Here is a 22,357-nt window from a genome sequence, read left to right on the forward strand (position 1 = left end):
GGAGGCGGAGCGCTGCGCGAGCAGCGAGCGCCGCACCCGTCGGCGGGCCACCCCGCCCGGAGCGCCACCGGTCGCGCCTCGCGGATCGCGCAGTTCCACCCCCAGCCTCCGGCCGGGGGTGCCCCGGGGTGCCCCCTGCGCCGCCCAAAACCCACCCCACCCACTGGACGGCGGAGCGCTACAGGAACACCGCGCCACGCGCCGTCGGGCGGGGTCAGCCGTGGGTGAGTTCGAGGACCGCGATGCCGGCGAGGACGGTGGCGCTGGCGGCGAGGCGGATGCGGCCGAGGCCTTCGTGGAGGACGAGTGCGCCGATGATCGCGGCGATCACGATGCTGGTCTCGCGCAGGGCCGCGACGGTGGCCAGGTCGCTGCCGGGCTGGGCCTGCGCCCAGACGACCAGGCCGTAGGCGGTGAGGGACATCAGGCCGCCCGCCAAGCCGCTGCGCCAGCCGGTGCGGAGCTGGCCGGCCAGGGCGCGTCCGCGCAGGGCGGTGGCGACGGTGAGCATCGCCGCGCCCTGGGTGAGGAACATCCACGCGATGTACCCGGACGGGGTGCCGGAGACGCGGACGCCGGTGCCGTCGACGACGGTGTAGCCGGCGATCATCACACCGGTGCCGACCGCGGCGGCCAGTGCGGGGAGCTGGGCACGGCCGGGGAGGCCGCCCGCGAGGGCGAGTCCGGCCAGGCCGAGCGAGATGACGAGCACACCGGCGAGTCTGGCCGCGGGCAGGCCCGGGCCGAGCACGGTGGCGGCGAGCAGCGCGACCACCAGTGGTGAGGTGCCGCGGGCGATCGGGTACATCTGGCCGAAGTCGCCCAGCCGGTAGGCCTGGAGCAGCAGCAGCTGGTAGCCGACCTGGAGGGCGGTGGAGGCGGCGATGTACGGCCAGGCGGCCGGGTCCGGCACGGGGGTGAGGCAGGCGAGTGCCGCGCCGCAGCCCAGGAAGGCGGTGTTCATCAGGGCGAACCCGGCCAGTTTGTCCCGGACCCCGTGGGCGAGCGCGTTCCACACGGCGTGCAGGACGGCGGAGGCGAGCACCACGAGCGGGACGGTCTGAGCGGGCACGCCGCTCCTTCCGGGTGAGGGAAAGGCGAAGGGGCCGGGAAGGCGAAGGGGCCGGGAAGGCGGGGGTCGGGGGGCGGTGCGGGCCCCGGCGCCACTGCCGGGCGCCGGGGCCGCGCCGCGCGTCGTCAGCGAGCCTGGATCGCCCAGAACTCGTCGAAGGACAGCAGGCCGTCCCGGCTGGTGTCGGCGTCGCTGATGAGCGCCTGGGCCTTGGGCACGGTGATGTAGGGGTCGCCCATCTCCGCCATGACCTTGGAGTACTCCTCCGGGGAGATGTGTCCGTCACCGTCGATGTCGAACCGGGCGAAGACCGCCTTGGCCGTGTCGATGTCCATCTGGCTGTCCTCCACTTGAGTGTCACTGTGACGGCGGTACCCTACCCGGCCGCCCCCGGGTGTCCGATACGTCCCCCCTCGGCCGCGGTGGCCGCCGGTCCGGTGGCGGGCGAGACTGGCGGTGTGCCGGAGCTGCCCGAAGTCCAAGCCCTGGCCGAGCGCATGACCGCGGACTGCGCCGGCCGCACCCTCACCCGGATGGACGTCCTGTCGGTGCAGGTGCTGAAGACCTTCGACCCGCCCGCCCACGCGCTGCACGGACAGGCCGTCACCGGGGTGGGCCGGTACGGCAAGTTCCTCGACCTGGCGACGGCGGACGGGCTGCACCTGGTGCTGCACCTGGCCCGGGCGGGCTGGATCCGGCACCGCGGGTCGTTCCCGGACCGCCCACCGTCCCGGCGCGGGCCGCTGGCGCTGCGGCTGGTACTGGACGACGGCTCGGGCTTCGAGGTGACCGAGCAGGGCACCACCAAGCGGCTCGCGGCGTACGTGGTGACCGATCCGCTGGCCGTGCCGGGGGTGGCCCGGCTGGGGGTGGATCCGCTGGGCGCGGAGTTCACGGTGGCGGTGCTGGCCGGGCTGACCTCCGGCGTCCGCAAGCGGCTGAAGACGCTGCTGACCGACCAGACCGTGCTGGCCGGCATCGGCAACGCGTACTCGGACGAGATCCTGCACGCGGCCAGGCTGTCGCCGTACGCACTGGCCGCCTCGCTGGACGAGGAGCAGCTGGGCCGGCTGTACACGGGGATCCGGGAGGTGCTGGCCGGGGCGCTGGAACGGGCGCGGACGGTGGCGGGGGCGGACGGGCTGAAGGCGGAGAAGAAGGCCGGCCTCGCCGTGCACGGGCGGGCCGGGGAGCGCTGCCCGCGCTGCGGGGACACCGTGCGGTCCGTCAACTTCGCGGACTCCTCGCTGCAGTACTGCCCGACCTGCCAGACCGGCGGGCGGATGCTGGCCGACCGGAGGCTGTCGCGACTGCTCAAGTAGGTGATTGAATGTGCGCGAAAATGCCATGTATCGCGCATGAAACGTCACTGGGGAGTCAGCAGTCGTGATCCTGATCGTCACGCCCAACCCCGCCCTCGACCTCACCTACACCGTCCCCGCACTCCGGCCGCACACCAGCCACCGGGTGTCGGAGGTCACCGCCCAGGCCGGCGGCAAGGGCGTGAACGTCGCCCGGGTGCTGACCGCGCTCGGCCGCGCCACGCTCACCGTGCTGCCGCTCGGCGGCCCGACCGGCACGGCCGTCGCGGACGGGCTGGCGGCGGCGGGGATCCCGTTCACGGCCGTACCGGTCGCCGGCGCGACCCGGCGGACCGTCGCCGTGGTCGACCCGGTGGACGCCACCCTGCTGAACGAACCCGGCCCCCGGCTCACCGGCGCCGAGTGGACGGCGCTGCGGCGCGAGGTGGACACCCGGCTGTCGGCGGCCGGCGTCCTGGTGCTGTCCGGCAGCCTGCCGCCCGGGATGCCCGAGGACGCCTACGCCGACCTGGTCGCCCTCGCCCGGCGGCACGGCGTACCGACCGTCCTGGACGCCGACGGCTCCGCCCTGACCGCCGCCCTGGCCGCCGGGCCGACCGTGGTCAAGCCCAACGCCGCCGAGCTGCGGGCGGCCACCGGCCTGGCCGACGTCCCCGCCGCGGCGGCCGAGCTGCGGGCCCGCGGCGCCCGTACGGTGGTCGCCTCGCTCGGCCCGGGCGGGCTGTACGCGCTCTCCGAGGACGGCGCCTGGCAGTGCGCGCCGCCCACCGTCGTCACCGGCAACCCGACCGGCGCGGGGGACTCCGCGGTGGCCGCCATCGCCGCCGGACTGCTCGGCGGCGCCGGCTGGCCCGCGGTGCTCCCCGACGCGGTCGCACTGTCCGCCGCCACCGTCCTCGCGCCGTCCGCGGGACGGTTCGACCTCGCGGCCTACCGCCGCTTCCGCGCCACCGCGACCGCGCACGCCGCCCCCGCCCCGGCCCCCGCCCCGGCGACGGCCCGTCAGAGCTGAGACAGTGGGCCCGACATCATGATCACGGAGGTGGCGGGCATGATCGGTGACCGGTCCAACGGCGAGGTCGACGCCGTCGTGGTGGGGTCCGGACCGAACGGCCTGGCGGCGGCGCTGGTCCTGGCCGGCGCCGGGCTGCGGGTCGAGGTGCACGAGGCCGCCGACACCCCCGGGGGCGGCGCCCGGACCGCCGCGACCACCCTGCCCGGCTTCCGGCACGACCTGTGCTCGGTGGCCCACCCGATGGCGCTCGCCTCACCGTTCTTCCGCGCCTTCGGACTGGCCCGCCGGGTCGAGCTGCTCCAGCCCGAGATCGCGTACGCCCAGCCCCTGGACGACGGCCCCGCCGGCCTGGCCTGGCGCGACCTGGACCGCACCGCGGCGGGCCTCGGCCGGGACGGCGCCGCCTGGCGGGCCCTGTTCGGACCGCTCGCCGAACGCTGGCAGGGCCTGGTCGGCACGGTCCTGTCGGACGGGCGCCGCCCGCCCGCCGACCCGCTCACCGCCCTGCGCCTGGCCCTGCGGACCGCCGAGCTCGGCACCCCCGCCTGGTCGGCGCGGCTGCGCACGGAGACCGCGCGGGCGCTGCTGGCCGGGGTCGCCGCCCACGCCGTCCGCCCGCCGCGCGAACTCGCCCCCGCCGGGGCCGCCCTGCTGCTGGGCACCCTGGCGCACGCCGTCGGCTGGCCCGTCCCGCGCGGCGGCAGCCAGGCCGTCACGGACGCGATGACCGCCGAACTCGCCCGGCGCGGCGGACGGATCGTCACCGGCCACCCGGTCGGCGCCCACACCGACCTCCCGCTCGCCCGCGCCGTCCTGCTGGACACCTCCCCCGCCGGCCTGCTGCGGATCGCCGGACGCCGTCTGCCCGACCGCTACACCCGCCGGCTGCGCGGCTACCGCTACGGCGCGGGCGTCTGCCGGGTCGACTTCGCGCTGGCCGGGCCGGTCCCCTGGCGCGACCCCGACTGCGCCCGGGCCGGCACCCTGCACCTGTCCGGCAGCAGGGCCCAGACCCTCGCCGCCGAACGCGAGATCGCCGCGGGCCGGCACGCCGAGCGCCCCTACGTCCTGACCGTCCAGCCCGGCGTGGTCGACGACAGCCGCGCCCCCGCCGGACACCACACCCTGTACAGCTACGCCCACGTGCCGCACGGGTCGACGGCCGACCTCGCCGACACCGTGACCGCCCAGGTGGAGCGTTTCGCCCCCGGCTTCCGCGACCTGGTGCTCGCCCACCACACCACCACCGCCGCCGACCTGGCCGCCCACAACGCCAACTACGTCGGGGGCGACATCGGCGCGGGCGCCATGACGCTGCGCCAGACCCTGCTGCGCCCGGTGCCCGCACTGGACCCGTACGCGACACCGCTGCCCGGCCTGTACCTGTGCTCGGCCGCCGCCCCGCCCGGCCCCGGGGTGCACGGGATGTCCGGGCTGCACGCGGCCGGGCGGGCCCTGCGGCAGGTCTTCGGCATCACCACCCCACCGCTGGAGCTGGCCGCGGGCTGATGCCCGGGCTCCACGCGGCCGGCGGACACCGCGCGGCCGAGCAGCGGTCCGTCAGGGCCGGCGGGACTCCGGCGGGGGCAGGAACCGCCGACCGCCGACCGCCGTCCTTCCCGGGCGGGAGGGACAGTGACCGAAGGACGGACCCCGGCCTCGCGGGGCAGGTGGGGTTGCCTGCTCCTCGCCGTCGGGGCGTTCCTCGGCCTGTCGGCCGAGGCCACAGCCGGCGAGCTGATCAGCAGCACCTGGTCGTACTGCGCGGACCTGCCGTGGCCGCAGGCGTACGACGTGACGGACAGTCCCCGCTTCTCCCTGCTCCTCTGCCTCCCGCTCGTCGCCGCGTACTGCTGCGCCTTCCCGCTGGGCCTTCTCCTCACCGCACGCCTCCCCATCCGGTCGCACCGCCGCCTGGTCCGGGTACTGGCCGGGCTGCTGACGCTCTCGGCCGTCCTGGCCGGGGACCTGGTGCACAACCTCGCCCCGCCGCACGGGAACTACCTGAGCGCCCGCTGTCCGCACGGCCGACCGCCCGGGTGGCCGCCGCCCCTGCCGCTTCGCGACTCGCCGTTCGCGGACTTCGAGCACCGCGGCTGACCGGACGGGCCACTCGGCGGTACGCGACCGCGGCGCGGCCGGGCGGCGGGCAGCGGAGTGACCGGGCGGCGGACGGCGGGGCGGACGGCTCGGGTAAAGACTCGGCAAAGTGGCGGGACGTCCGGGGGTGCGCGGTGCTCCTGCACAGGAACGGGCCGACGCCGGGCCCGCCGCCCCTGCCGAGCCCCGCCGCCCGAGGACAGCCGCCATGATCCGTCTGAACCGACCGTTGCTGCGCCCCGCCGACCGGCCGGGGCCCGCCTCCGTACCCGACCCCGACCTGCTCCGCGAAGCCGGCTACGGCCGGGACGCCGCCTACCAGCAGCTCGTCGAACGCCACCGGGCCGCCGTCCGCGGCTACCTCGGCACCTGCGTCGCCGACCCGCCGACGGCCGACCGGCTGACCGGGCTCACCTTCACCAGGGCCCAGGAGACGGTCCGCCGCGGTGACGCCAGCACCGGCCCGTGGCGGGTCCGGCTGCTCGCCACCGCCCGGACCGCCACCCTCCAGGAGTGGCGGCGGGAGCCGGACGCGGTCCCGCTCACCGAGGGGTTCCGCAGCTGGGCCGCGGCCGGCGGCGCCTGGCCGCTGGACGGGAGCGACCGGCTGACCGAGGCGTACCGGATCCTCCCCCTCCCCTGGCAGACCGTCCTGTGGCACGGCGTGGTGGAGCAGGAGGACCCGCGGACCACCGCCGCGGTCACCGGCCTGCACCCCGACCAGGTCGGCGACCTCACCGACCGGGCGCTCGCCGGACTCCGCAGCACCTTCACCGCCCTGCACCGCCGGGCGGTGGCCCACCGTCCGGCCTGCACGGCGGCCCTGACCGCCCTGACCGCGGGCCCCGGCCGGCCCGCCCCCGTCCCCGACCCCGCCGGGGCCGCCCACCTGGCGGACTGCCCGCTCTGCGGGGCCGCCGCACTGGACCTGGCCGACCTCCCCGGCCGGCTGCGCGGCCAGCTGCCCGAGCGGCTGCTCGGCTGGTGGGACGAGGAGGCCCGGCAGCGCGGACACGAGGAGGCCGCGTCGGCCGCGGCCGACGCGCAGGACCCCCGGCCCGCGCCCGCAAGCCGGACCTTCCGGCTCCCCGACGCGCACCGGCGGTCGAAGACCGAGCTCGCCGCCGGGACGGTCCTCGCGCTGGTGGCCGCGCTGGCCGCCGGGTTCGGCGGCCCACCGCCCGCGGCACCGGCGGCGGCCGGGGCGTCCCCCACCGCCTCGGCGCGGGTGATCCCGTCACGGCCGGGGGTCACCACCCCGGCGACCGCCCTGATCCCCGCCTCGGCCTTCGCCGCCGCGGAGGGCACCGCGCCGATCTCCGCGACCGGCCGGGCGCTGACCCCGGCCGGCTGGCTCCGGTTCGACAACGTGGACTTCGGTGCCACGGCGAAGACCTTCGTGAGGATCCGGTTCGACCCGCGCGGGGCGGAGTCCGCCGAGATCCTGGTACGGCTGGACGACCCCGGTACGCCTGCGGTCGCGGCGGCCCGCCCCGCCGCACCCGAGACCCGGCTGACCCGGGCGGTCACCGGGCTGCACAACGTCTACCTGTTCGCGCGCTGCCCGAGCACCACGGCGTGCGCGGAGATCGAAGGGTTCTCGTTCCGCTGAACCGCCCGTTCCCCCTCCGCCACCGGGCCGCACCCGCCGCCCGCCGCGCAGCCGGGTGACGTCGCGAGGCGCGCCGCATGACCCGCACCCGCAGCGGCGACACTCCCCCGAGGTGACCACCGGAGGAGTGAGCGACGGATGAGCGATGTGAGCGACGGCGGGCTGTCGGAGGCGCGGCTCGCCCGGCTGCGCCAGGTGCTGGCCGGGTACGTGGAGCGCGGCGAGGTGCCCGGGCTGGTGGCGGTGGTGCAGCGGCGCGGACACGTGCACATCGAGGTGCACGGCACCCTGGCGGCCGGCGGCGGCGAACCGATGCGGCGCGACAGCATCTTCCGGATCTCCTCGATGACCAAACCGGTCACCGCCACCGCCGCGATGATCCTGGTCGAGGAGGGCCGGCTGCGGCTGGACGACCCGGTGGACGCCCTGCTGCCCGAACTCGCCGACCGCCGGGTGCTGCGCGCACTGAACGGCCCGGTCGAGGACACCGTGCCCGCCCTGCGGCCGATCACCCTGCGCGACCTGCTGACGTTCCGGCTCGGCTACGGAGCGCTGATGGTCCCGCCGGGCACCTACCCCGTTCAGCAGGCGGTCGCCGACAGCGGCCTGCACGTCGGCCCGCCGGACCCGGCCAAGGACCCGGAACCGGACGAGTGGCTGCGTCGGCTCGCCACCCTCCCGCTGTTCCACCAGCCGGGCGAACGCTGGATGTACCACACCGGCGCGGAGGTGACCGGGGTCCTGGTCGCCCGCGCCGCCGGCCGTCCGCTGGAGGAGTTCCTGCACGAGCGGATCTTCGAGCCGCTGGGCATGCGCGACACCTCCTTCAGCGTGCCCGCCGCCAAGCTCGACCGTTTCACCACCAGCTACCTGAGCGACCCCGCCGGCGGCGCGCCGATCCCGTACGACCGTCCCGCGGGCGGGAGTTGGAGCCGGCCGCCGGCGTTCCCCGGCGGCGGCGCCGGGCTGGTCTCCACCGCCGACGACTACCTCGCCTTCAGCCGGATGCTGCTGGGCCTCGGCCGGTACGCCGGACGCCGGGTGCTGTCCCGCCCGGCCGTCGAACTGATGACGACCGACCAGCTGACCCCCGCCCAGAAGGATGCCTCCGGGCTGTTCCCCGGTCAGCTCGACGACTTCGGCTGGGGGTTCGGGGTGGGTGTCACCACCGTGCGCACCGACCTCGCCCGCTCGGTCGGCTCGTTCGGCTGGGACGGCGGCCTCGGCACCTGCTGGACCGCCGACCCGCGCGAGGAGCTGACCCTGCTGCTGCTCACCCAGCGCGCCTGGGCCAGCCCCGAACCACCCGAGCTGGTGCGCGACTTCCGCACCCTCGCCTACCAGGCCATCGACGACTGAACGGCCCGCGCGACGGCGGGGGCCGGCCGATCACCCGAGGTCCATCACCGCAGGTCGATCACCGCGCGGCCGAGGAAGTCCTCCTCGTCCAGGAGTTCGGCGAGGCCCGGGTCGCGGAAGGCGGGCGCGAGCGGGAGCCAGGCCAGAAAGGATCCGTAGCCGCCGCAGGTGGCCTCGCCGCCGTCGCCGCCGCACACGACGCCGGGCTCCGAGGTCAGCTCCGGCCGGTACGGGTCCTGGGCGATCCGCAGGCCGAAGGCGTTGGCCCGCAGGTGCGGACCGTCGGGCGTGCTGAACGGGTCCGCCGTCGCCGGATGCCCGTCGCCCCACCGGAACAGCGTGCGGGCGCCCGCCCCGCAGGCGTACTCCCACTCGTCGGGGGTGGGCAGCCGCACACCGTCGTCCCGCCCCCGCTCCCCGTCGGCCTCGGCCGGCTCGACGCTCATCAGGAAGGACGGCAGCAGCACCGAGCGCCGCGGGGCCAGCACCCCGGCGAGGTGTGCGGCGAGGTCGGCGGGGAAGCCGAACTCCTCGGCACTGCGCGCGTACGAGGCCGCCTGCTCGGCGGTCGGGCGGAAGGCCGCCGGGTCGACCCCCAGCTCGGCCCGGCCACCCGGCACCAGGGCGAACTCCCGACCGCCCAGCCGGAACAGGGCCACCGGACCGGCCTCGGCCCGTTCGAGGGTCCACTGCGGCGCCCCGACCCGGGCGGCCACGGCGGCCGCGTGCACCCGGGCCCGGTCGTCCGTCGCGGACCGCCAGCGGTCGAGTGTCATGGTGGTACTCGTCATGCGCGGGAGTCTGCCACCGGGGACCGACACCGCCCGCCGCCCGGCACGGCCCCACCCGACGCCGCCCCGAACAGCAACCGGCGCGGCCTGGGCCGGGTCTGCGCCCGGCACGCGGGCGACCTCGTCGGGTTCGTGGACGTGGCCCTGGGAGCTGGTCGCGGCAGCCGTCGCCGGAGCCCGGGCGGCGGGGTGCGAGTGGCTGCACGTCGACTTCGGCGAGCGGCTGCGGCCGTTCTCCTCCGAGTCCTGCGGCTTCGTCCCGACCGAGGCCGGGCCGGTCCGGCGCTGAGCGCCGCCGGCCGGGGGCCGCCGCGGGCGCCGCCGCGCGGTAGCCTGGCGGGCCGGTGGCCCGGGGCCGGGTCCGGTACGGAAGGTGGCGACGGTGGCGGGTGGCGAGGCGAAGCGGCTGGTGGCGGCCGTGGACGTCGGCGGGACGAAGATCGCGGCCGCGCTGGTGGACCAGGACGGCACGCTGACCGCCCGGGTCCAGCGCCCGACCCCGGCGCGAGCCGCGGCCGGGGTGGTGCTGGACACCGTCCTGGGCCTGGTCGACGAGCTCTCGGCGGACCCGCGCTGGTCCGAGGTGGGCGCGGTCGGCATCGGCAGCGCCGGGCCGGTGGACGCCGCCGCGGGCACCGTCAGCCCGGTCAACATCCCCGCCTGGCGGGACTTCCCGCTGACCGCCCGGGTGGCCGCGCACCGCGCGGTCGGCGTCCCGGTCACCCTGATCGGCGACGGCGTCGCCATCGCCGAGGCCGAGTACTGGCAGGGTGCCGCCGCCGGTCACCGCAGCGCACTGTGCATGGTCGTGTCGACCGGCGTCGGCGGCGGCCTGATCCTGGACGGCCGGGTGCACGCCGGGCCGACCGGCAACGCCGGACACATCGGCCACATCAGCGTCGACCTGGACGGCGACCCCTGCCCGTGCGGCGGCGTCGGCTGCGTGGAGGGCCTGGCCAGCGGCACCGCCATCGCCCGGTACGCGCTGGCGCACGGTTGGCGGGCGCCGGGCGAGGACGCCACGGCGGCGGCGGTCGCCGAGGCCGCGAAGGGCGGGGACGAGGTGGCACTGGCCGCCTTCGACCGGTCGGCGCGGGCGCTGGCCGCCGCGATCGCGGCGACGGCGACCCTGGTGGAGATCGAGGCGGTGGTGATCGGCGGCGGGGTGGCCCAGGCCGGCCCGGTGCTGTTCGACCCGCTCGCCCGGCACCTGGACACCTTCGCCGCGCTGCCGTTCGCCCGGGGCATCCAGGTGCACCGGGCCCGGCTGGGCACGGACGCGGGCCTGGTCGGCGCCGCGGCGGCCGCCCTGCGCAGCTGACCGTCCGACACGCCGTTCCGGCCCACGCCCCGCTTCCGGCCTCGCCCCGTCCCGCCCCGCCGCAGGCTCAGCCCGCGGCGGGCCGGTTGACGAAGCTCGCGAGCGGGGCGTGGGTGCGCCAGCCGAGCGTCTCGTACAGGGCCCGGCCCTCGGTGCTGCCGCCGAGCAGGCCGGTACCGGCGCCCCGGTCGAGGGCCGCGTCGGCGAGGGCTCCCATCACCAGGCTGCCGAGGCCGCGCCTGCGGTGTCCGGCGGCGGTCTCGATCTGGTCGACCACCGATACCCCGCCGACCGGCGCGCACTGTCCCCGGGCGGCGAGCGAGCCGTCGGCGGCGAGCACCCGGACCCGGGTGACCCCGGCCGTGGTGTCGCTGGTCAGGGTGTACCCGTCGGGGGTACGGGGGGTGCCCCGGCGCAGGTCGGTGGCCATCAGGAAGCCGGGGGCGTCGTCGGTCCAGCCGGCACCGAGCCAGCCGGCCATCAGGTCCGGTTCGACGAACGCCTTGAGCCAGGTGCCGGGCGCGGTGACGGTGCCGGCGACCTTGCGGACGGTCACCTCGTCGGCGTCCGGGAACACGTGGCGCACCACGTGGTCCGGCAGCCCGACGTCGACCCGCAGGCCCCACGGTTCCTCGACCGCCGACGGCGTGCCCCGCGACACCGTCCAGCCGGCCACCCAGGCACGGACCAGCTCCGGTACACCGGCGTGCTCCAGCTCCACCACGACACCCCCAGGTAATAGTCCAACTGCTCGAGAGCACCTTACCCGAGGGTGGACCGACAGGTCAGCCGGATTCCCGCTCGGCGGCAGCGCCGACCGCCGCGGGCCGCTGGTGCTCCGGGATCCCCTCCAGCAGTTCCTCGACGATCAGCCGCTTGGAGATGGTGTCCACCGCGGCCCGCAGCTCGGCGCTGCGCGGCCGGCCCCGGTCCTTCTCCAACTGCTCGTTGAGCCAGCCGGCCCAGGCGCGGTTGAGGGCGTCCGCCTCCCGCCGGCCGGACCCGGTGTGGGAGTAGAAGGTGCCGGCCCGGCTGAGGTACCCGCCCGTCACCATCCGTTCGAAGGCCGGCTCCAGCACCTCCGGCGGGAGCTTGCGGCGGGCCGCGATCAGGTTGAGGTTGGCGTGGCCGACGGTCCGGGTGAACAGCTCGACCTGCATCACCGCCCACGCCCCGGCGATGTCCAGATGGGAGTCGGAGGTGCGCAGGATCCGCCGCGCGGTGTCCAGGTCGGCGCGGCGCAGGATGTTGCCGACCGACAGTTCCAGCAGCCGGGCGGAGTCGCCGCCGGTCGGCGAGCCGAAGCCCTCGCCCAGGTCGGTGGAGGTGGCCCGGGCCGAGTCGCGGAGCTTGACCTGCTTGAGGAACAGCGCCACCACGAAGCCCAGCAGCGCGACCGGGACCGTCCACAGGAAGACGGTGTGCAGGGTGTCCGCGTACGCGTCGATGATCGGCGCCGCCTGCTCGGGCGGCAGCGCGTGCAGCCCCTCGGGGCTCTGCGCCGCCCGGGTCAGTTCCGCCGGGTCGCCGCCGAGGGCGGCCGCGGTGGTGACGCCGTCCACGAGGTTGGTCCGCAGGCTGTTGGTGTAGATGGTGCCGAAGACCGCGGTGCCGAACGAGCTGCCCAGGGTCCGGAAGAAGGTGACGCCGGAGGTCGCGGTGCCGAGGTCCGCGTAGTCGACGGTGTTCTGCACCGCGATGGTCAGCACCTGCATGCACAGGCCGATGCCGGTGCCGAGGACGAACATGTACAGCGACTCCAGCCCGCTGCCGCTGTCCGGCCCCATCAGCGACAGCAGGTACAGGCCCGCCGCCATCACCAGTGAGCCGACGATCGGGAAGATCCGGTAGCGGCCGGTCCGGGAGACCACGTTGCCGCTGAACACCGAGGCGATCAGCAGACCGAAGACCATCGGCAGGGTCCGCACCCCGGAGACGGTGGCGGAGTCGCCGTCCACGTACTGCAGGTAGGTCGGCAGGAAGGTCATCGCGCCGAGCATCGCGAAACCGACGATGAAGCTGAGCACCGAGCAGACCGTGAAGACCGGGTTGCAGAACAGCCGCATCGGCAGCATCGGCTCGGCGGCCCTGGTCTCCACCAGGCAGAACAGGGCCAGCGCCAGCACCCCGAGGACGAACAGCCCGATGATGGTGGCCGAGCCCCAGGCGTACTCGTTGCCGCCCCAGCTGGTCGCCAGGATCAGCGAGCTGGCACCGACCGCCACCAGCGCGATGCCCAGGTAGTCGATCACCGGGCGGGCCGCCGAACGCAGCGACGGGATGTTCCGGGCGGCGGCGATCACCACCACGATCGCGATCGGCACGTTGACGTAGAACGCCCAGCGCCAGGTCAGGTGGTCGGTGAACAGGCCGCCGAGGAGCGGGCCGATCACCGTGGCGACGCCGAAGACCGCGCCGATCGCGCCCTGGTACTTGCCCCGCTCGCGCAGCGGGATGACGTCCGCGATCAGGGCCATCGCGGTGACCATCAGACCGCCCGCACCCACGCCCTGCAGCGCCCGCCAGCCGATCAGCAGCGACATGTTGGTCGCCAGGCCGCAGAAGAAGGAACCGGTGATGAACACGATCGCGGAGACCTGGAAGACCACCTTGCGGCCGAACAGGTCCCCGAACTTGCCGACCAGCGCGGTGGTGACGGTCTCCGCCAGCAGGTAGGCGGTGACCACCCAGGACATGTGCTCCGCGCCGCCGAGGTCGGCCACGATGGTGGGCAGCGCGGTGCCGACGATGGTCTGGTCCAGGGCCGCCAGCAGCATGCCGAGCACGATGGTGCCGAAGACGATGTTGCGCTGCCGCTTGTCGAGCACGGGCGGCGCCGCCTCCGGCGCGGCCGGGGCGCTCTCGCTGGTGGTGGTCACGCTCGCATCCTCACACCGGCCCGGGCCGGGCGCCCGCGCTGACGTCCGGCAAGGTGAGGGTCCGTCGGCCGGGCCGGATCCGGCCCGGCTGCCACAGAACCCGGCCCCCGGAGCGTTGAAGGGACATGGACCGCACAACGACGACGAGTTCGGCGCCGCCGGAGCAGCAGCCGGACTTCCTTGAGTTCGCTGCGGCACGGGGACGACATCTGATCCGCACCGCCTTCCTGCTCACCGGCGGGGACGGCTACCTGGCCGAGGACCTGGTCCAGGAGACGCTGGCGCGGATCTACCTCAGGTGGCGGCGGATAGCCGCGCTCGACAACCCGGCCGCCTACGCCCAGACCGCGCTGGTGAACACCTTCCTGTCGCACCGCCGGCGGCGCAGCAGCACCGAGCACGTCACCGACCGGTTCGCCGAGGTGGCGACCGCCCCCCAGGATCCGGCGCTGCGGGTGACGCTGCTGCGGGCGCTGGCCGAACTGCCGGCGCCGGACCGCGCGGTGCTGGTGCTGCGCTACTGGGAGGACCGCAGCGTGGAGGAGACCGCGGCGGCCCTGCGGCTCGGGCCGACCGCGGTGCGCTCGCGCAGCAGCCGGGCGCTGGCCCGGATGCGTGCCGCGCTCGGGGACGAGCTCGGTGAGCTCGCCGGCGCCTGACCGCACCCCGGCGCCCCGGCCCGGACCACTGACCAGCCCGACCCGTGACAGGGGATCAGCCATGACCTTCGAGGAAGACTTCAGCCATGCCCTGCGGGACGCCGCGGAGCTCTCGCCCGACCCGCCGGCCGTCGCGCTGGCGCATTCCGCAGCCCGGATCGGCCGGCTTCGCAGGCAGCGCCGGCGCGCCGTCCTGGTGACGTCGTCGCTGGCCGCGGTGGTCCTGGCCGGGCTGACCGTGGTCGGGGCCCACCTTCCGGGCCTGCGGACCGCGCCCTCCGGCGGCCACCGGTCCGACCGGATCACCGGGCCGTTCATGGACCGGACCATCCGGGCGCTGCTGCCCACCGGCGAGGTCCAGGAGAGCCGGGCCTTCGGCCTCGGCGAGGTGCAGCCGCCCGGCGCCGGCCCGCTGGTGTCGGTCGTCTTCGACGACGGCCGGGGCGCCGCCATGGTCACCCTGACCACCGACCGGGTGGCGCTGCCGATCACCGGGAAGACCAACGGCACCGCGTGCTGGGACAGCTTCTCCTCGCCGGTCGAGGCCTGCACCCGCACCCCGCGCCCGGACGGCTCGGTGCTGCTGATCCAGAAGCTCCACCCGCGGAACCAGTACGACGTACGGACCTGGACGGCGGTCTACACCGGCGCCGACGGCCACCAGATCCGGGTGGACGAGACCAACTCCCGCAACGCGGGCCTGCCGCTGACCCGGGACGCCCCGCCGCTCAACGACGAGCAGCTCACCGCACTGGTGACCAGCAGGCTCTGGGACCCGGTGTTCGAGGAGTTCACCGGCCCGGCGACACCCCGTCCGACGGCGCCCGTCACCCGGGCCCCGGCCCCGCCGCCGGCCTCGGCCGAGGTGCTGGCCAAGGCGACGGCGCTGCTGCCCGAGGGGGTCACGGCCGCGGACGGCGGCAGCCAGGAGACCGCGGGCACGGCCCACTTCCCGGTCACCTCGCAGGGCCGGGCGAGCATGCTGTCGGTCACCGTCACCCCGCACTGGCGCGAGGAGGACCAGGACGACCCGAAGGCGTTCTTCCGGGGGTTCGGCGACAGCGGCACCCTCAGCACCCTGCCGGACGGCACCCTCGTGATCCTCCGGGTGACCGGGGCGAGCAAGGGCAGCCCGGAGCCGGCGCTGCACTGGAGCGTGGAGGCGCTGCACCCGGACGGCACCATGGTCCAGGTCGGCGAATGGAACGGCACCACTGCCTGGGACGCCGTCCCCGGCACCCCGGCGCTGACCACCGATCAGCTGACCGCGCTGGTCACCGGCCCCGCCTGGCGGGGCTGACCGGGCGGCCGGGGGACAATCGCGGGGTGGAGTGCATCTTCTGTGCGGCCGTGGCCGGCACGGCGCCGGTCCACCGGGTGCTGGCGGACGAGGTGGCGGTGGCCTTCCTGGACCACCGCCCGCTCTTCCCCGGCCACGTCCTGGTGGTGCCCCGGGAGCACGTCGAGACACTGTCCGACCTGCCCCCGGCGCTGGTCGGCCCGTTCTTCGCGCGGGTCCGGCGGGTCACCGGGGCCGTGGAGGCGGGGATGGTGGCGGCGGGCAGCTTCGTCGCGGCCAACAACCGGATCAGCCAGTCGGTGCCGCACCTCCACTTCCACGTGGTGCCCCGCAACCCCAAGGACGGGCTGCGCGGCTTCTTCTGGCCCCGCACCCGCTACCGGGACGAGGCGCACGCGGCCGGGACGGCCGCCCGGGTGAGGGCGGCGATGCCGCCGGACCCGTTGCCACCGGAATGATTTGACGGATCATCAGGCCAATTCCCGACGCGCGCCCCTTAACTCCCGTTCCGGCTGTGGATCTACCGGTCGGCACGATATGTTTCGAGCCGTTGCCCACCGAATCCTCACACCGGCATTGGAGTCTTCGCCATGGCCGTTCCCAGGTCGCTCACCGCCCTCGTCGGCGCAGCCACGCTCTCGATCGCCCTGGCCGGCTGCGCGGACCCCCCGGTCGGCACCATCACGGCGAGCGACGGCACGACGGTCGTGAAGCTCAGCGGTCCGTTCAACAGCAAGTGCCAGGGCTTCGCCGGGCAGGGCGTCACCTCGGTGATCAACCGGACCCTGGTCGACATCGTGCTGCACCACGGCCCGGACTGCACCGACCCCAAGGACGCCGCCACCTTCTACCTGGCCACCGACACCTCGATCGAGGACAGCTCGGACCGCTGGCTCAGCTTCTCGGTCGTCAACTGACCGGCCCGGCCGCCGCTCCCCGCGTGGCACACTGGCCCGCATGATCGAGCTGAACGGCGGGCCCGCCCGGGCGGCGGACCTCGCGGCGCTGGCACTGACCGGCTACGGCCACTTCACCACGCTGCGGCTGGCGGACGGGCGGATCCGCGGCCTGGACCTGCACCTGGCCCGGCTGGTCCGGGACTGCCGGGTGGTGTTCGGCGCGGAGCTCGACCCCGATCGGGTCCGGGACCGGCTGCGCGCGGTGGCGGCCCGGGCCGAGGGGCCGGTCACCGTGCGGGTCACCGTGTTCGATCCCGGGCTCGCCCTGGAGCGGCCCGGCGCCGACGCCACACCCCACCTGCTGGTCACCACCCGGCCCGCGGCGGCGGCCGCACCGGCGCCGCTGCGGGTCCGCACCGTCGAACACCGGCGGGAGCTGCCCGAGGTCAAGCACACCGGGCTGTTCGGCCTGCTGCACCAGCGGCGGCTGGCCCAGCTCGCCGGTTTCGACGACGCCCTGCTGACCGGCCCGGACGCGGCCGTCTCCGAGGGCACCACCTGGAACGTCGGCTTCCACGACGGCCGGCAGCTGGTCTGGCCGGACGCCGACTGCCTGCCCGGTGTCACCGCGGCGCTGCTGGCCGGGGCGTACGACGGTCCGCAGCGGCGGGAGCCGGTCTCCGCGGCCGGGCTGGGCCGGTTCACGGCGGCGTTCGCCGCCAACGCGGGCTTCGGGGTACGCCCGATCGCCGCCGTCGACGGCCACCACTTCGACCCGGCCCACCCGGTGCTCGACCGGCTGCGCGCGGCCTATCTGGCCGTCCCCGCCGACCGGCCGTAGCAGCGGACGGCGGTCACAGGCCGAAGCGGGCCCGCCGGTCGGCCGGGACCAGGTCGGTGTAGTCCGGGTGGCGGCCGATCCACTTCCGTACGTAGGGGCAGTAGGGCAGCACCGCCAGCCCCCGCCGCCGGGCGTCGTCGAGGGCGGCCCGGACCAGCCGGCCGGCCAGACCCCGGCCCTCGAAGACGGGGTCGACCTCGGTGTGGATGAGGGCCAGTTCCCCCTCGGAGAGGTGGTACTCGGCGAAGCCGACCGGCTCCCCCGAGCCGTCCGCGGCTCCGGGACCGATCCGGATCTCGTAGCGGGACGCCTGCGGATCGTCCGTGACCCGCTCCTGCTCCTGCTCCTGCTCCTGCGGGGTGTCGTCCATGCCGGCTCCCGTCCTGCTGCTGGGGCCGCCCGGCTCCGGGTGCGGAGCCGGGCGCCGTCGTCGAGGTGCGGGCAGGATAGGGCGCTGGCGGGGCCGGGTTCAGTCGACCCGCAGGGCGGCGAGCTGCTGGGCGAACGGGACCACCCGGTCGGCCGCCCGCGCCGGGGCGGGCCGGCCCGCCACCAGGTCCGCCAGCTCACCGGCCGCCCGGGCGATCCGGGCGGCCAGGTCGCCGCCCCGGCCGTCGCCGGCCGACCCCCAGTCCTCGGAGGCCGCGTAGACGCCGGTCGGGACCACCACCGCCCGCAGGTACGCGAACAGCGGGCGCAGGGCGTGGTCGAGGACCAGCGAGTGCCGGGCGCTGCCGCCGGTGGCGGCGATCAGCACCGGCCGGCCGGTCAGCGCGTCCGGGTCGACCAGGTCGAAGAAGGACTTGAAGAGGCCGCTGTAGGAGGCGGAGAAGACCGGGGTGACGGCGATCAGGCCGTCCGCCGCGGTGACCGCCGCCAGCGCCTCGCGCAGCGCGGGACCGGGGAATCCGGTGACCAGGTGGTCGGCGATCTCCCGGGCCAGTTCCCGGAGTTCGACCACCTGGAGCTCCACCGGGTGCCCGGCGTCGGCGAGTTGGCGCTCGGCGGCCTGGCCGAGCCGGTCGGCGAGCAGCCGGGTGGAGGACGGGACGCCCAGCCCCGCGGTGACGGCGACCAGCTTCATCGGGCGCTCCCCTGCAGCTTCTCGCCGCCGACCGCGGCGTCGGCGTTCGCCCGGCGGTCGCGGAGCCCGGCGTGGGTGGGTGCGGCGGGCACGGTCGAGGGCCGGCCGGCGGCGAACTCCTTGCGCAGCACCGGGACCACCTCCTCGCCGAGCAGGTCCAGCTGCTCCAGCACGGTCTTCAGCGGCAGGCCCGCGTGGTCGACCAGGAACAGCTGCCGCTGGTAGTCGCCGAAGGTCTCGCGGAAGGTCAGGGTCTTCTCGATGACCTGCTGCGGGCTGCCGACGGTGAGCGGGGTCTGCTCGGTGAACTCCTCCAGCGAGGGTCCGTGGCCGTAGACCGGCGCGTTGTCGAAGTACGGGCGGAACTCGCGGACCGCGTCCTGGGAGTTGCGGCGCATGAAGAGCTGGCCGCCGAGCCCGACGACGGCCTGCTCCGGGGTGCCGTGGCCGTAGTGGGCGTAGCGCTCGCGGTAGAGGCCGACCAGCTGCTGGAAGTGCTCCTTGGGCCAGAAGATGTGGTTGGCGAAGAAGCCGTCGCCGTAGTAGGCGGCCTGTTCGGCGATCTCGGGGCTGCGGATGGAGCCGTGCCAGACGAACGGCGGGACGCCGTCGAGCGGCCGGGGCGTGGAGGTGAAGCCCTGCAGCGGGGTGCGGAAGCGGCCCTGCCAGTCGACCACGTCCTCGTCCCACAGCCGGCGCAGCAGTGCGTAGTTCTCGATCGCCAGCGGGATGCCCTGGCGGATGTCCTGGCCGAACCACGGGTAGACCGGGCCGGTGTTGCCGCGGCCGAGCATCAGGTCGACCCGGCCGTCGGCCAGGTGCTGGAGCATCGCGAAGTCCTCGGCGATCTTCACGGGGTCGTTGGTGGTGATCAGGGTGGTCGAGGTGGAGAGGATCAGCCGGTCGGTGGCGGCGGCGAGGTAGCCGAGCATGGTGGTGGGCGAGGAGGGCACGAACGGCGGGTTGTGGTGCTCGCCGGTGGCGAAGACGTCCAGCCCGACCTCCTCGGCCTTGCGGGCGATCGCCACCATGGCCTTGATCCGCTCGTGCTCGGTCGGCGTGCGGCCGGTGGTCGGGTCGGTGGTGACGTCGCCGACGGTGAAGATCCCGAACTGCACGGGACTCACTCCCCTCAAATTGATTCCACATTCAACTACCTCGGCAACCAGGGCCACCGAACGCCTATTCCCGGCCGAGCCTCCTGGTCCCCGACGGCTCCGGCCGCCCACCGTCGGACCGTGCGACGACGGATCATCCCGTCGGGACGCACGCTGATCCGACAGGATCCGCCCGACCGGCCCTGGCCACCGAACTCCCGGCCCCGTACGTCGTCACCGGCCGCAACCTGGCCACCGGCCGGAACCCGGCCTCCGCCGGGCCGCTCGCCGAGGAGCTGGTCAGGCGCCCGGCCCAGGATCCGGCTCCGGGCGCACCTCGTCCGCCACCACGGCCGCCGCCTCGGTCAGCCACTGCACCCAGAACGACTCCAGGCTGATCCCCGCCTGCAGCACCAGGTGCTGCAGGCGGTTCTCCCGGCCGGCCCGCTCGACCGGGAAGTCCCGCTGCTCGATCTGCCGGTACTCCTCCAACTGCGCCCGGTGCAGGCCGAGATGGCGGCGCAGCTCGACGTCGAGACCGGCCGCGCCGACCACCGCGGCGGCCCGCAGCCGCAGCAGCAGGGCGTCCCGGACCGGCTTGGGGTCATGCTCCTCGGCCACCCAGGCGGCCAGTTCGGCCCGGCCGGCCGGCAGCACCTCGTACTCCTTGCGGCGGCCGCGGGCCGGGGTCTCGTGCGGCAGCTCCCTGATCTGCCCGGTCTCCTCCAGCCGGCCGAGCTCCCGGTAGATCTGCTGGTGGGTGGCGGACCAGAAGTAGCCGATCGACCGGTCGAAGCGGCGCGTCAGCTCCAGCCCCGAGGACGGCTTCTCCAGCAGGGCGGTGAGGATGGCGTGCGGCAGCGACATGGGACGGGCGGGACCTCTCCGGGCTGACGGCGCAGCGGCTGCCCGGTGGGCGGCCGCTGCGTGGCAGCTGCATCCTACGAGCCAGGCCGCCGGTCAGAGGGTCGCCGCGAGCCGGGTGCCCTGGTCGATGGCCCGCTTGGCGTCCAGTTCGGCGGCCAGGTCCGCGCCGCCGATCAGGTGCGGCTCGTGGCCGAGCGCGCACAGCCGCTCGTACAGGTCGCGGCGCGGCTCCTGACCGGCGCAGAGCACCACGGTGTCGACGGCCAGCAGGCGCGGGGCGCCGTCGACGGTCAGGTGCAGGCCCTCGTCGTCGATCCGCTCGTAGGTCACGCCCGCCACCATCTCCACGCCGCGGTGGCGCAGTTCGGTGCGGTGGATCCAGCCAGTGGTCTTGCCGAGGCCCGCGCCGACCTTGGTGGTGGAGCGCTGCAGCAGGTGGACGGTGCGGGCGGCGGGGTGGCGGACCGGGGTGCGCAGCGCGCCGCCGGTGCGGTACTCGGTGTCGACGCCCCACTGCTCGAAGAAGACGGCCGGGTCCTGCGCGGCGCCCTTGCCCGGGTCGGTGAGGTACTCGGCGACGTCGAAGCCGATGCCGCCGGCCCCGACGACGGCGACCCGCGACCCGACCTCGGCGCGGCCGCCCAGCACGTCCAGGTAGCTGACCACGCTGGGGTGGCCGACGCCCGGGATGTCCGGGGTGCGCGGGGTGACGCCGGTGGCCAGCACCAGCTCGTCGTACCCCTCGGCGGCGAGCGCCTCGGCGGTGGCGGTGGTGGACAGCCGCAGGTCGACGCCGTGCAGCTCCAGCTGCCGCCGGTAGTAGCGCAGCGTCTCGTCGAACTCCTCCTTGCCGGGCACCTGCCGGGCGAGGTTGAGCTGGCCGCCGATCCGGTCGGCGCTGTCGTACAGGGTGACGGCGTGGCCGCGCCCGGCGGCCGCGACGGCGAGGGCGAGGCCGGCGGGTCCGGCGCCGACCACGCCGATCCGCTTGCGGCGGCGGGTCGGCGAGAGCACCAGCTCGGTCTCGTGGCAGGCCCGGGGGTTGACCAGGCAGGAGGTGATCCGGCCGCTGAAGGTGTGGTCCAGACAGGCCTGGTTGCAGCCGATGCAGGTGTTGATGGTGTCGGCCTGCGCGGCGCCCGCCTTGGCGACGAACTCCGGGTCGGCCAGCAGCGGTCGGGCCAGCGAGACCAGGTCGGCGTGGCCGTCGGCGAGCAGCTGTTCGGCCAGCTCGGGGGTGTTGATGCGGTTGCTGGTGACCAGCGGCACCGTGACCGCGCCCATCAGCTTCCGGGTCACCCAGGTCCAGGCGCCGCGCGGCACCGAGGTGGCGATGGTAGGGATCCTGGCCTCGTGCCAGCCGATGCCGGTGTTGATGATGGTGGCGCCGGCCGCCTCGACGGCCCGGGCCAGCTCGACGACCTCGGCCAGGGTGGAGCCGCCGGGCACCAGGTCGAGCATGGACAGCCGGTAGATCAGGATGAACTCGGGTCCGACCCGCTCGCGCACCCGCCGGACGATCTCCACCGGGAACCGCATCCGGTGCTCGAACGGACCGCCCCAGCGGTCCTCGCGCCGGTTGGTGCAGGCGGCCGTGAACTCGTTGATCAGGTAGCCCTCGGAGCCCATGATCTCGACGCCGTCGTAGCCGGCCCGCTGGGCGAGCGCGGCGGCGTCGGCGAAGTCCTCGATGGTCCGCTCGACCTCCTCGCCGGTCAGCGCGCGGGGCGGGAACGGGCTGATCGGCGCCTGCAGCGCGCTCGGCGCGACCAGGTCGGGGTGGTAGGCGTAGCGGCCGAAGTGCAGCAGCTGCAGGGCGATCCGCCCGCCCTCGCGGTGCACCGCCTCGGTGATCACCCGGTGCTCGTCGGCCTCCTCCTCGGTGGTCAGCTTGGCGCCGCCGGACCACGGGCGGCCCGCCTCGTTGGGGGCGATGCCGCCGGTGACGATCAGGCCGACGCCGCCGCGGGCGCGCTCGGCGTAGAAGGCGGCCATCCGCTCGAAGCCGCCCTCCGCCTCCTCCAGGCCGACGTGCATCGAGCCCATCACCACCCGGTTGGGCAGGGTGGTGAAGCCCAGGTCGAGCGGGCTGAGCAGCTGGGGGTACGCGGTCATCCGACGCCTCCTGGTCCGTGGTCG

General features: G+C 75.4%; 22 protein-coding genes and 1 pseudogene. 13 read left to right on the top strand and 10 right to left on the bottom strand.

Translation table 11 applies throughout. The annotated features are described in order from the left end of the window. Window positions 1–214 precede the first annotated feature (214 nt). Both AC2TEW_RS07700 and AC2TEW_RS07705 read right to left on the bottom strand, forming a co-directional pair. The gene (locus tag AC2TEW_RS07700) at window positions 215–1,072 is read right to left on the bottom strand and encodes an EamA family transporter (protein WP_484622585.1); all 858 of its coding nucleotides are present in this window, start codon (window positions 1,070–1,072) and stop codon (window positions 215–217) included. 125 nt (window positions 1,073–1,197) lie between these two features. Further along, a complete protein-coding gene (locus AC2TEW_RS07705) occupies window positions 1,198–1,407 on the bottom strand; it encodes an EF-hand domain-containing protein (RefSeq protein ID WP_033818122.1) in 210 nt (69 codons plus the stop codon). Between the two features lie 123 nt (window positions 1,408–1,530). Between AC2TEW_RS07705 and AC2TEW_RS07710 the strand changes: the two genes are divergently transcribed. From AC2TEW_RS07710 to AC2TEW_RS07735, 6 genes are all read left to right on the top strand, one after another. After that, entirely contained in the window at window positions 1,531–2,394 is an 864-nt protein-coding gene (locus AC2TEW_RS07710) for an Fpg/Nei family DNA glycosylase (protein ID WP_484622586.1), read from the top strand. Between the two features lie 64 nt (window positions 2,395–2,458). Continuing rightward, on the top strand, window positions 2,459–3,406 hold the full coding sequence (locus AC2TEW_RS07715) for a 1-phosphofructokinase family hexose kinase (RefSeq protein WP_484622587.1): 948 nt from the start codon (window positions 2,459–2,461) through the stop codon (window positions 3,404–3,406). A 39-nt stretch (window positions 3,407–3,445) separates the two neighbouring features. After that, a complete protein-coding gene (locus tag AC2TEW_RS07720) occupies window positions 3,446–4,918 on the top strand; it encodes a phytoene desaturase family protein (RefSeq protein WP_484622588.1) in 1,473 nt (490 codons plus the stop codon). Window positions 4,919–5,044: 126 nt separating this feature from the next. Next, window positions 5,045–5,509 (top strand): hypothetical protein, encoded by a 465-nt coding sequence (locus tag AC2TEW_RS07725; RefSeq protein ID WP_484622589.1) that lies wholly within the window; start codon window positions 5,045–5,047, stop codon window positions 5,507–5,509. Between the two features lie 208 nt (window positions 5,510–5,717). Then, window positions 5,718–7,121, top strand: coding sequence for a hypothetical protein (locus AC2TEW_RS07730; protein WP_484622590.1), 1,404 nt, complete (start codon window positions 5,718–5,720; stop codon window positions 7,119–7,121). 138 nt (window positions 7,122–7,259) lie between these two features. Continuing rightward, a complete protein-coding gene (locus AC2TEW_RS07735; protein ID WP_484622591.1) occupies window positions 7,260–8,480 on the top strand; it encodes a serine hydrolase domain-containing protein in 1,221 nt (406 codons plus the stop codon). Window positions 8,481–8,524: 44 nt separating this feature from the next. Here AC2TEW_RS07735 and AC2TEW_RS07740 read toward each other — a convergent pair whose 3' ends face one another. After that, window positions 8,525–9,271 (bottom strand): SUMF1/EgtB/PvdO family nonheme iron enzyme, encoded by a 747-nt coding sequence (locus tag AC2TEW_RS07740; RefSeq protein ID WP_484622592.1) that lies wholly within the window; start codon window positions 9,269–9,271, stop codon window positions 8,525–8,527. Here AC2TEW_RS07740 and AC2TEW_RS07745 point away from each other — a divergent pair. Further along, a pseudogene (locus AC2TEW_RS07745) lies at window positions 9,206–9,560 on the top strand (GNAT family N-acetyltransferase). The gene AC2TEW_RS07740 and the pseudogene AC2TEW_RS07745 overlap by 66 nt on opposite strands. Window positions 9,561–9,644: 84 nt before the next feature. Continuing rightward, window positions 9,645–10,592, top strand: coding sequence for an ROK family protein (locus AC2TEW_RS07750; RefSeq protein WP_484622593.1), 948 nt, complete (start codon window positions 9,645–9,647; stop codon window positions 10,590–10,592). A 67-nt stretch (window positions 10,593–10,659) separates the two neighbouring features. Here the strand turns inward: AC2TEW_RS07750 and AC2TEW_RS07755 are convergent, their stop codons facing one another. Beyond that, window positions 10,660–11,313: a GNAT family N-acetyltransferase gene (locus tag AC2TEW_RS07755; RefSeq protein WP_484622594.1), complete on the bottom strand. Its 654-nt coding sequence runs from the start codon at window positions 11,311–11,313 to the stop codon at window positions 10,660–10,662. Between the two features lie 64 nt (window positions 11,314–11,377). After that, window positions 11,378–13,471 carry an MDR family MFS transporter gene (locus tag AC2TEW_RS07760; protein WP_484622595.1) on the bottom strand — a complete coding sequence of 698 codons (2,094 nt, stop codon included), beginning with the start codon at window positions 13,469–13,471 and terminating at the stop codon, window positions 11,378–11,380. Window positions 13,472–13,596: 125 nt separating this feature from the next. Here AC2TEW_RS07760 and AC2TEW_RS07765 point away from each other — a divergent pair, with 125 nt between their 5' ends. The 5 genes from AC2TEW_RS07765 to AC2TEW_RS07785 all read left to right on the top strand — a co-directional run bounded on the left by AC2TEW_RS07765 (window position 13,597) and on the right by AC2TEW_RS07785 (window position 17,170). Then, window positions 13,597–14,130 carry a SigE family RNA polymerase sigma factor gene (locus tag AC2TEW_RS07765; protein WP_484622596.1) on the top strand — a complete coding sequence of 178 codons (534 nt, stop codon included), beginning with the start codon at window positions 13,597–13,599 and terminating at the stop codon, window positions 14,128–14,130. A gap of 61 nt (window positions 14,131–14,191) precedes the next feature. Beyond that, window positions 14,192–15,430, top strand: a complete 1,239-nt coding sequence (locus tag AC2TEW_RS07770; protein ID WP_484622597.1) for a hypothetical protein — start codon at window positions 14,192–14,194, stop codon at window positions 15,428–15,430. A gap of 26 nt (window positions 15,431–15,456) precedes the next feature. After that, window positions 15,457–15,888 (top strand): HIT family protein, encoded by a 432-nt coding sequence (locus AC2TEW_RS07775; RefSeq protein WP_484622598.1) that lies wholly within the window; start codon window positions 15,457–15,459, stop codon window positions 15,886–15,888. 132 nt (window positions 15,889–16,020) lie between these two features. Beyond that, window positions 16,021–16,347: a hypothetical protein gene (locus tag AC2TEW_RS07780; RefSeq protein WP_484622599.1), complete on the top strand. Its 327-nt coding sequence runs from the start codon at window positions 16,021–16,023 to the stop codon at window positions 16,345–16,347. 40 nt (window positions 16,348–16,387) lie between these two features. After that, window positions 16,388–17,170 (top strand): aminotransferase class IV, encoded by a 783-nt coding sequence (locus AC2TEW_RS07785; protein WP_484622600.1) that lies wholly within the window; start codon window positions 16,388–16,390, stop codon window positions 17,168–17,170. 13 nt (window positions 17,171–17,183) lie between these two features. Here AC2TEW_RS07785 and AC2TEW_RS07790 read toward each other — a convergent pair whose 3' ends face one another. From AC2TEW_RS07790 to AC2TEW_RS07810, 5 genes are all read right to left on the bottom strand, one after another. Next, entirely contained in the window at window positions 17,184–17,540 is a 357-nt protein-coding gene (locus AC2TEW_RS07790; protein ID WP_484622601.1) for a GNAT family N-acetyltransferase, read from the bottom strand. Between the two features lie 99 nt (window positions 17,541–17,639). After that, window positions 17,640–18,254 (bottom strand): FMN reductase, encoded by a 615-nt coding sequence (locus tag AC2TEW_RS07795; RefSeq protein WP_484622602.1) that lies wholly within the window; start codon window positions 18,252–18,254, stop codon window positions 17,640–17,642. Beyond that, window positions 18,251–19,372, bottom strand: a complete 1,122-nt coding sequence (locus AC2TEW_RS07800; protein WP_484622603.1) for an LLM class flavin-dependent oxidoreductase — start codon at window positions 19,370–19,372, stop codon at window positions 18,251–18,253. The genes AC2TEW_RS07795 and AC2TEW_RS07800 overlap by 4 nt, the downstream gene beginning before the upstream one ends. A 279-nt stretch (window positions 19,373–19,651) precedes the next feature. Beyond that, window positions 19,652–20,218 (bottom strand): PadR family transcriptional regulator, encoded by a 567-nt coding sequence (locus AC2TEW_RS07805; protein WP_484622604.1) that lies wholly within the window; start codon window positions 20,216–20,218, stop codon window positions 19,652–19,654. 93 nt (window positions 20,219–20,311) lie between these two features. Next, window positions 20,312–22,333, bottom strand: coding sequence for an oxidoreductase (locus AC2TEW_RS07810; RefSeq protein ID WP_484622605.1), 2,022 nt, complete (start codon window positions 22,331–22,333; stop codon window positions 20,312–20,314). Window positions 22,334–22,357: the final 24 nt, after the last annotated feature.

It is taken from the genome of Kitasatospora sp. NEAU-CNBT7 (genome assembly GCF_057220535.1).

Coding starts and splice junctions, on each gene's coding strand:
- AC2TEW_RS07810 (WP_484622605.1), bottom strand. CDS start 22,333: ATGACCGCGTACCCCCAGCTGCTCAGCCCGCTCGACCTGGGCTTCACC.
- AC2TEW_RS07720 (WP_484622588.1), top strand. CDS start 3,446: ATGATCGGTGACCGGTCCAACGGCGAGGTCGACGCCGTCGTGGTGGGG.
- AC2TEW_RS07785 (WP_484622600.1), top strand. CDS start 16,388: ATGATCGAGCTGAACGGCGGGCCCGCCCGGGCGGCGGACCTCGCGGCG.
- AC2TEW_RS07795 (WP_484622602.1), bottom strand. CDS start 18,254: ATGAAGCTGGTCGCCGTCACCGCGGGGCTGGGCGTCCCGTCCTCCACC.
- AC2TEW_RS07705 (WP_033818122.1), bottom strand. CDS start 1,407: ATGGACATCGACACGGCCAAGGCGGTCTTCGCCCGGTTCGACATCGAC.
- AC2TEW_RS07740 (WP_484622592.1), bottom strand. CDS start 9,271: ATGACGAGTACCACCATGACACTCGACCGCTGGCGGTCCGCGACGGAC.
- AC2TEW_RS07770 (WP_484622597.1), top strand. CDS start 14,192: ATGACCTTCGAGGAAGACTTCAGCCATGCCCTGCGGGACGCCGCGGAG.
- AC2TEW_RS07765 (WP_484622596.1), top strand. CDS start 13,597: ATGGACCGCACAACGACGACGAGTTCGGCGCCGCCGGAGCAGCAGCCG.
- AC2TEW_RS07730 (WP_484622590.1), top strand. CDS start 5,718: ATGATCCGTCTGAACCGACCGTTGCTGCGCCCCGCCGACCGGCCGGGG.
- AC2TEW_RS07735 (WP_484622591.1), top strand. CDS start 7,260: ATGAGCGATGTGAGCGACGGCGGGCTGTCGGAGGCGCGGCTCGCCCGG.
- AC2TEW_RS07780 (WP_484622599.1), top strand. CDS start 16,021: ATGGCCGTTCCCAGGTCGCTCACCGCCCTCGTCGGCGCAGCCACGCTC.
- AC2TEW_RS07790 (WP_484622601.1), bottom strand. CDS start 17,540: ATGGACGACACCCCGCAGGAGCAGGAGCAGGAGCAGGAGCGGGTCACG.
- AC2TEW_RS07805 (WP_484622604.1), bottom strand. CDS start 20,218: ATGTCGCTGCCGCACGCCATCCTCACCGCCCTGCTGGAGAAGCCGTCC.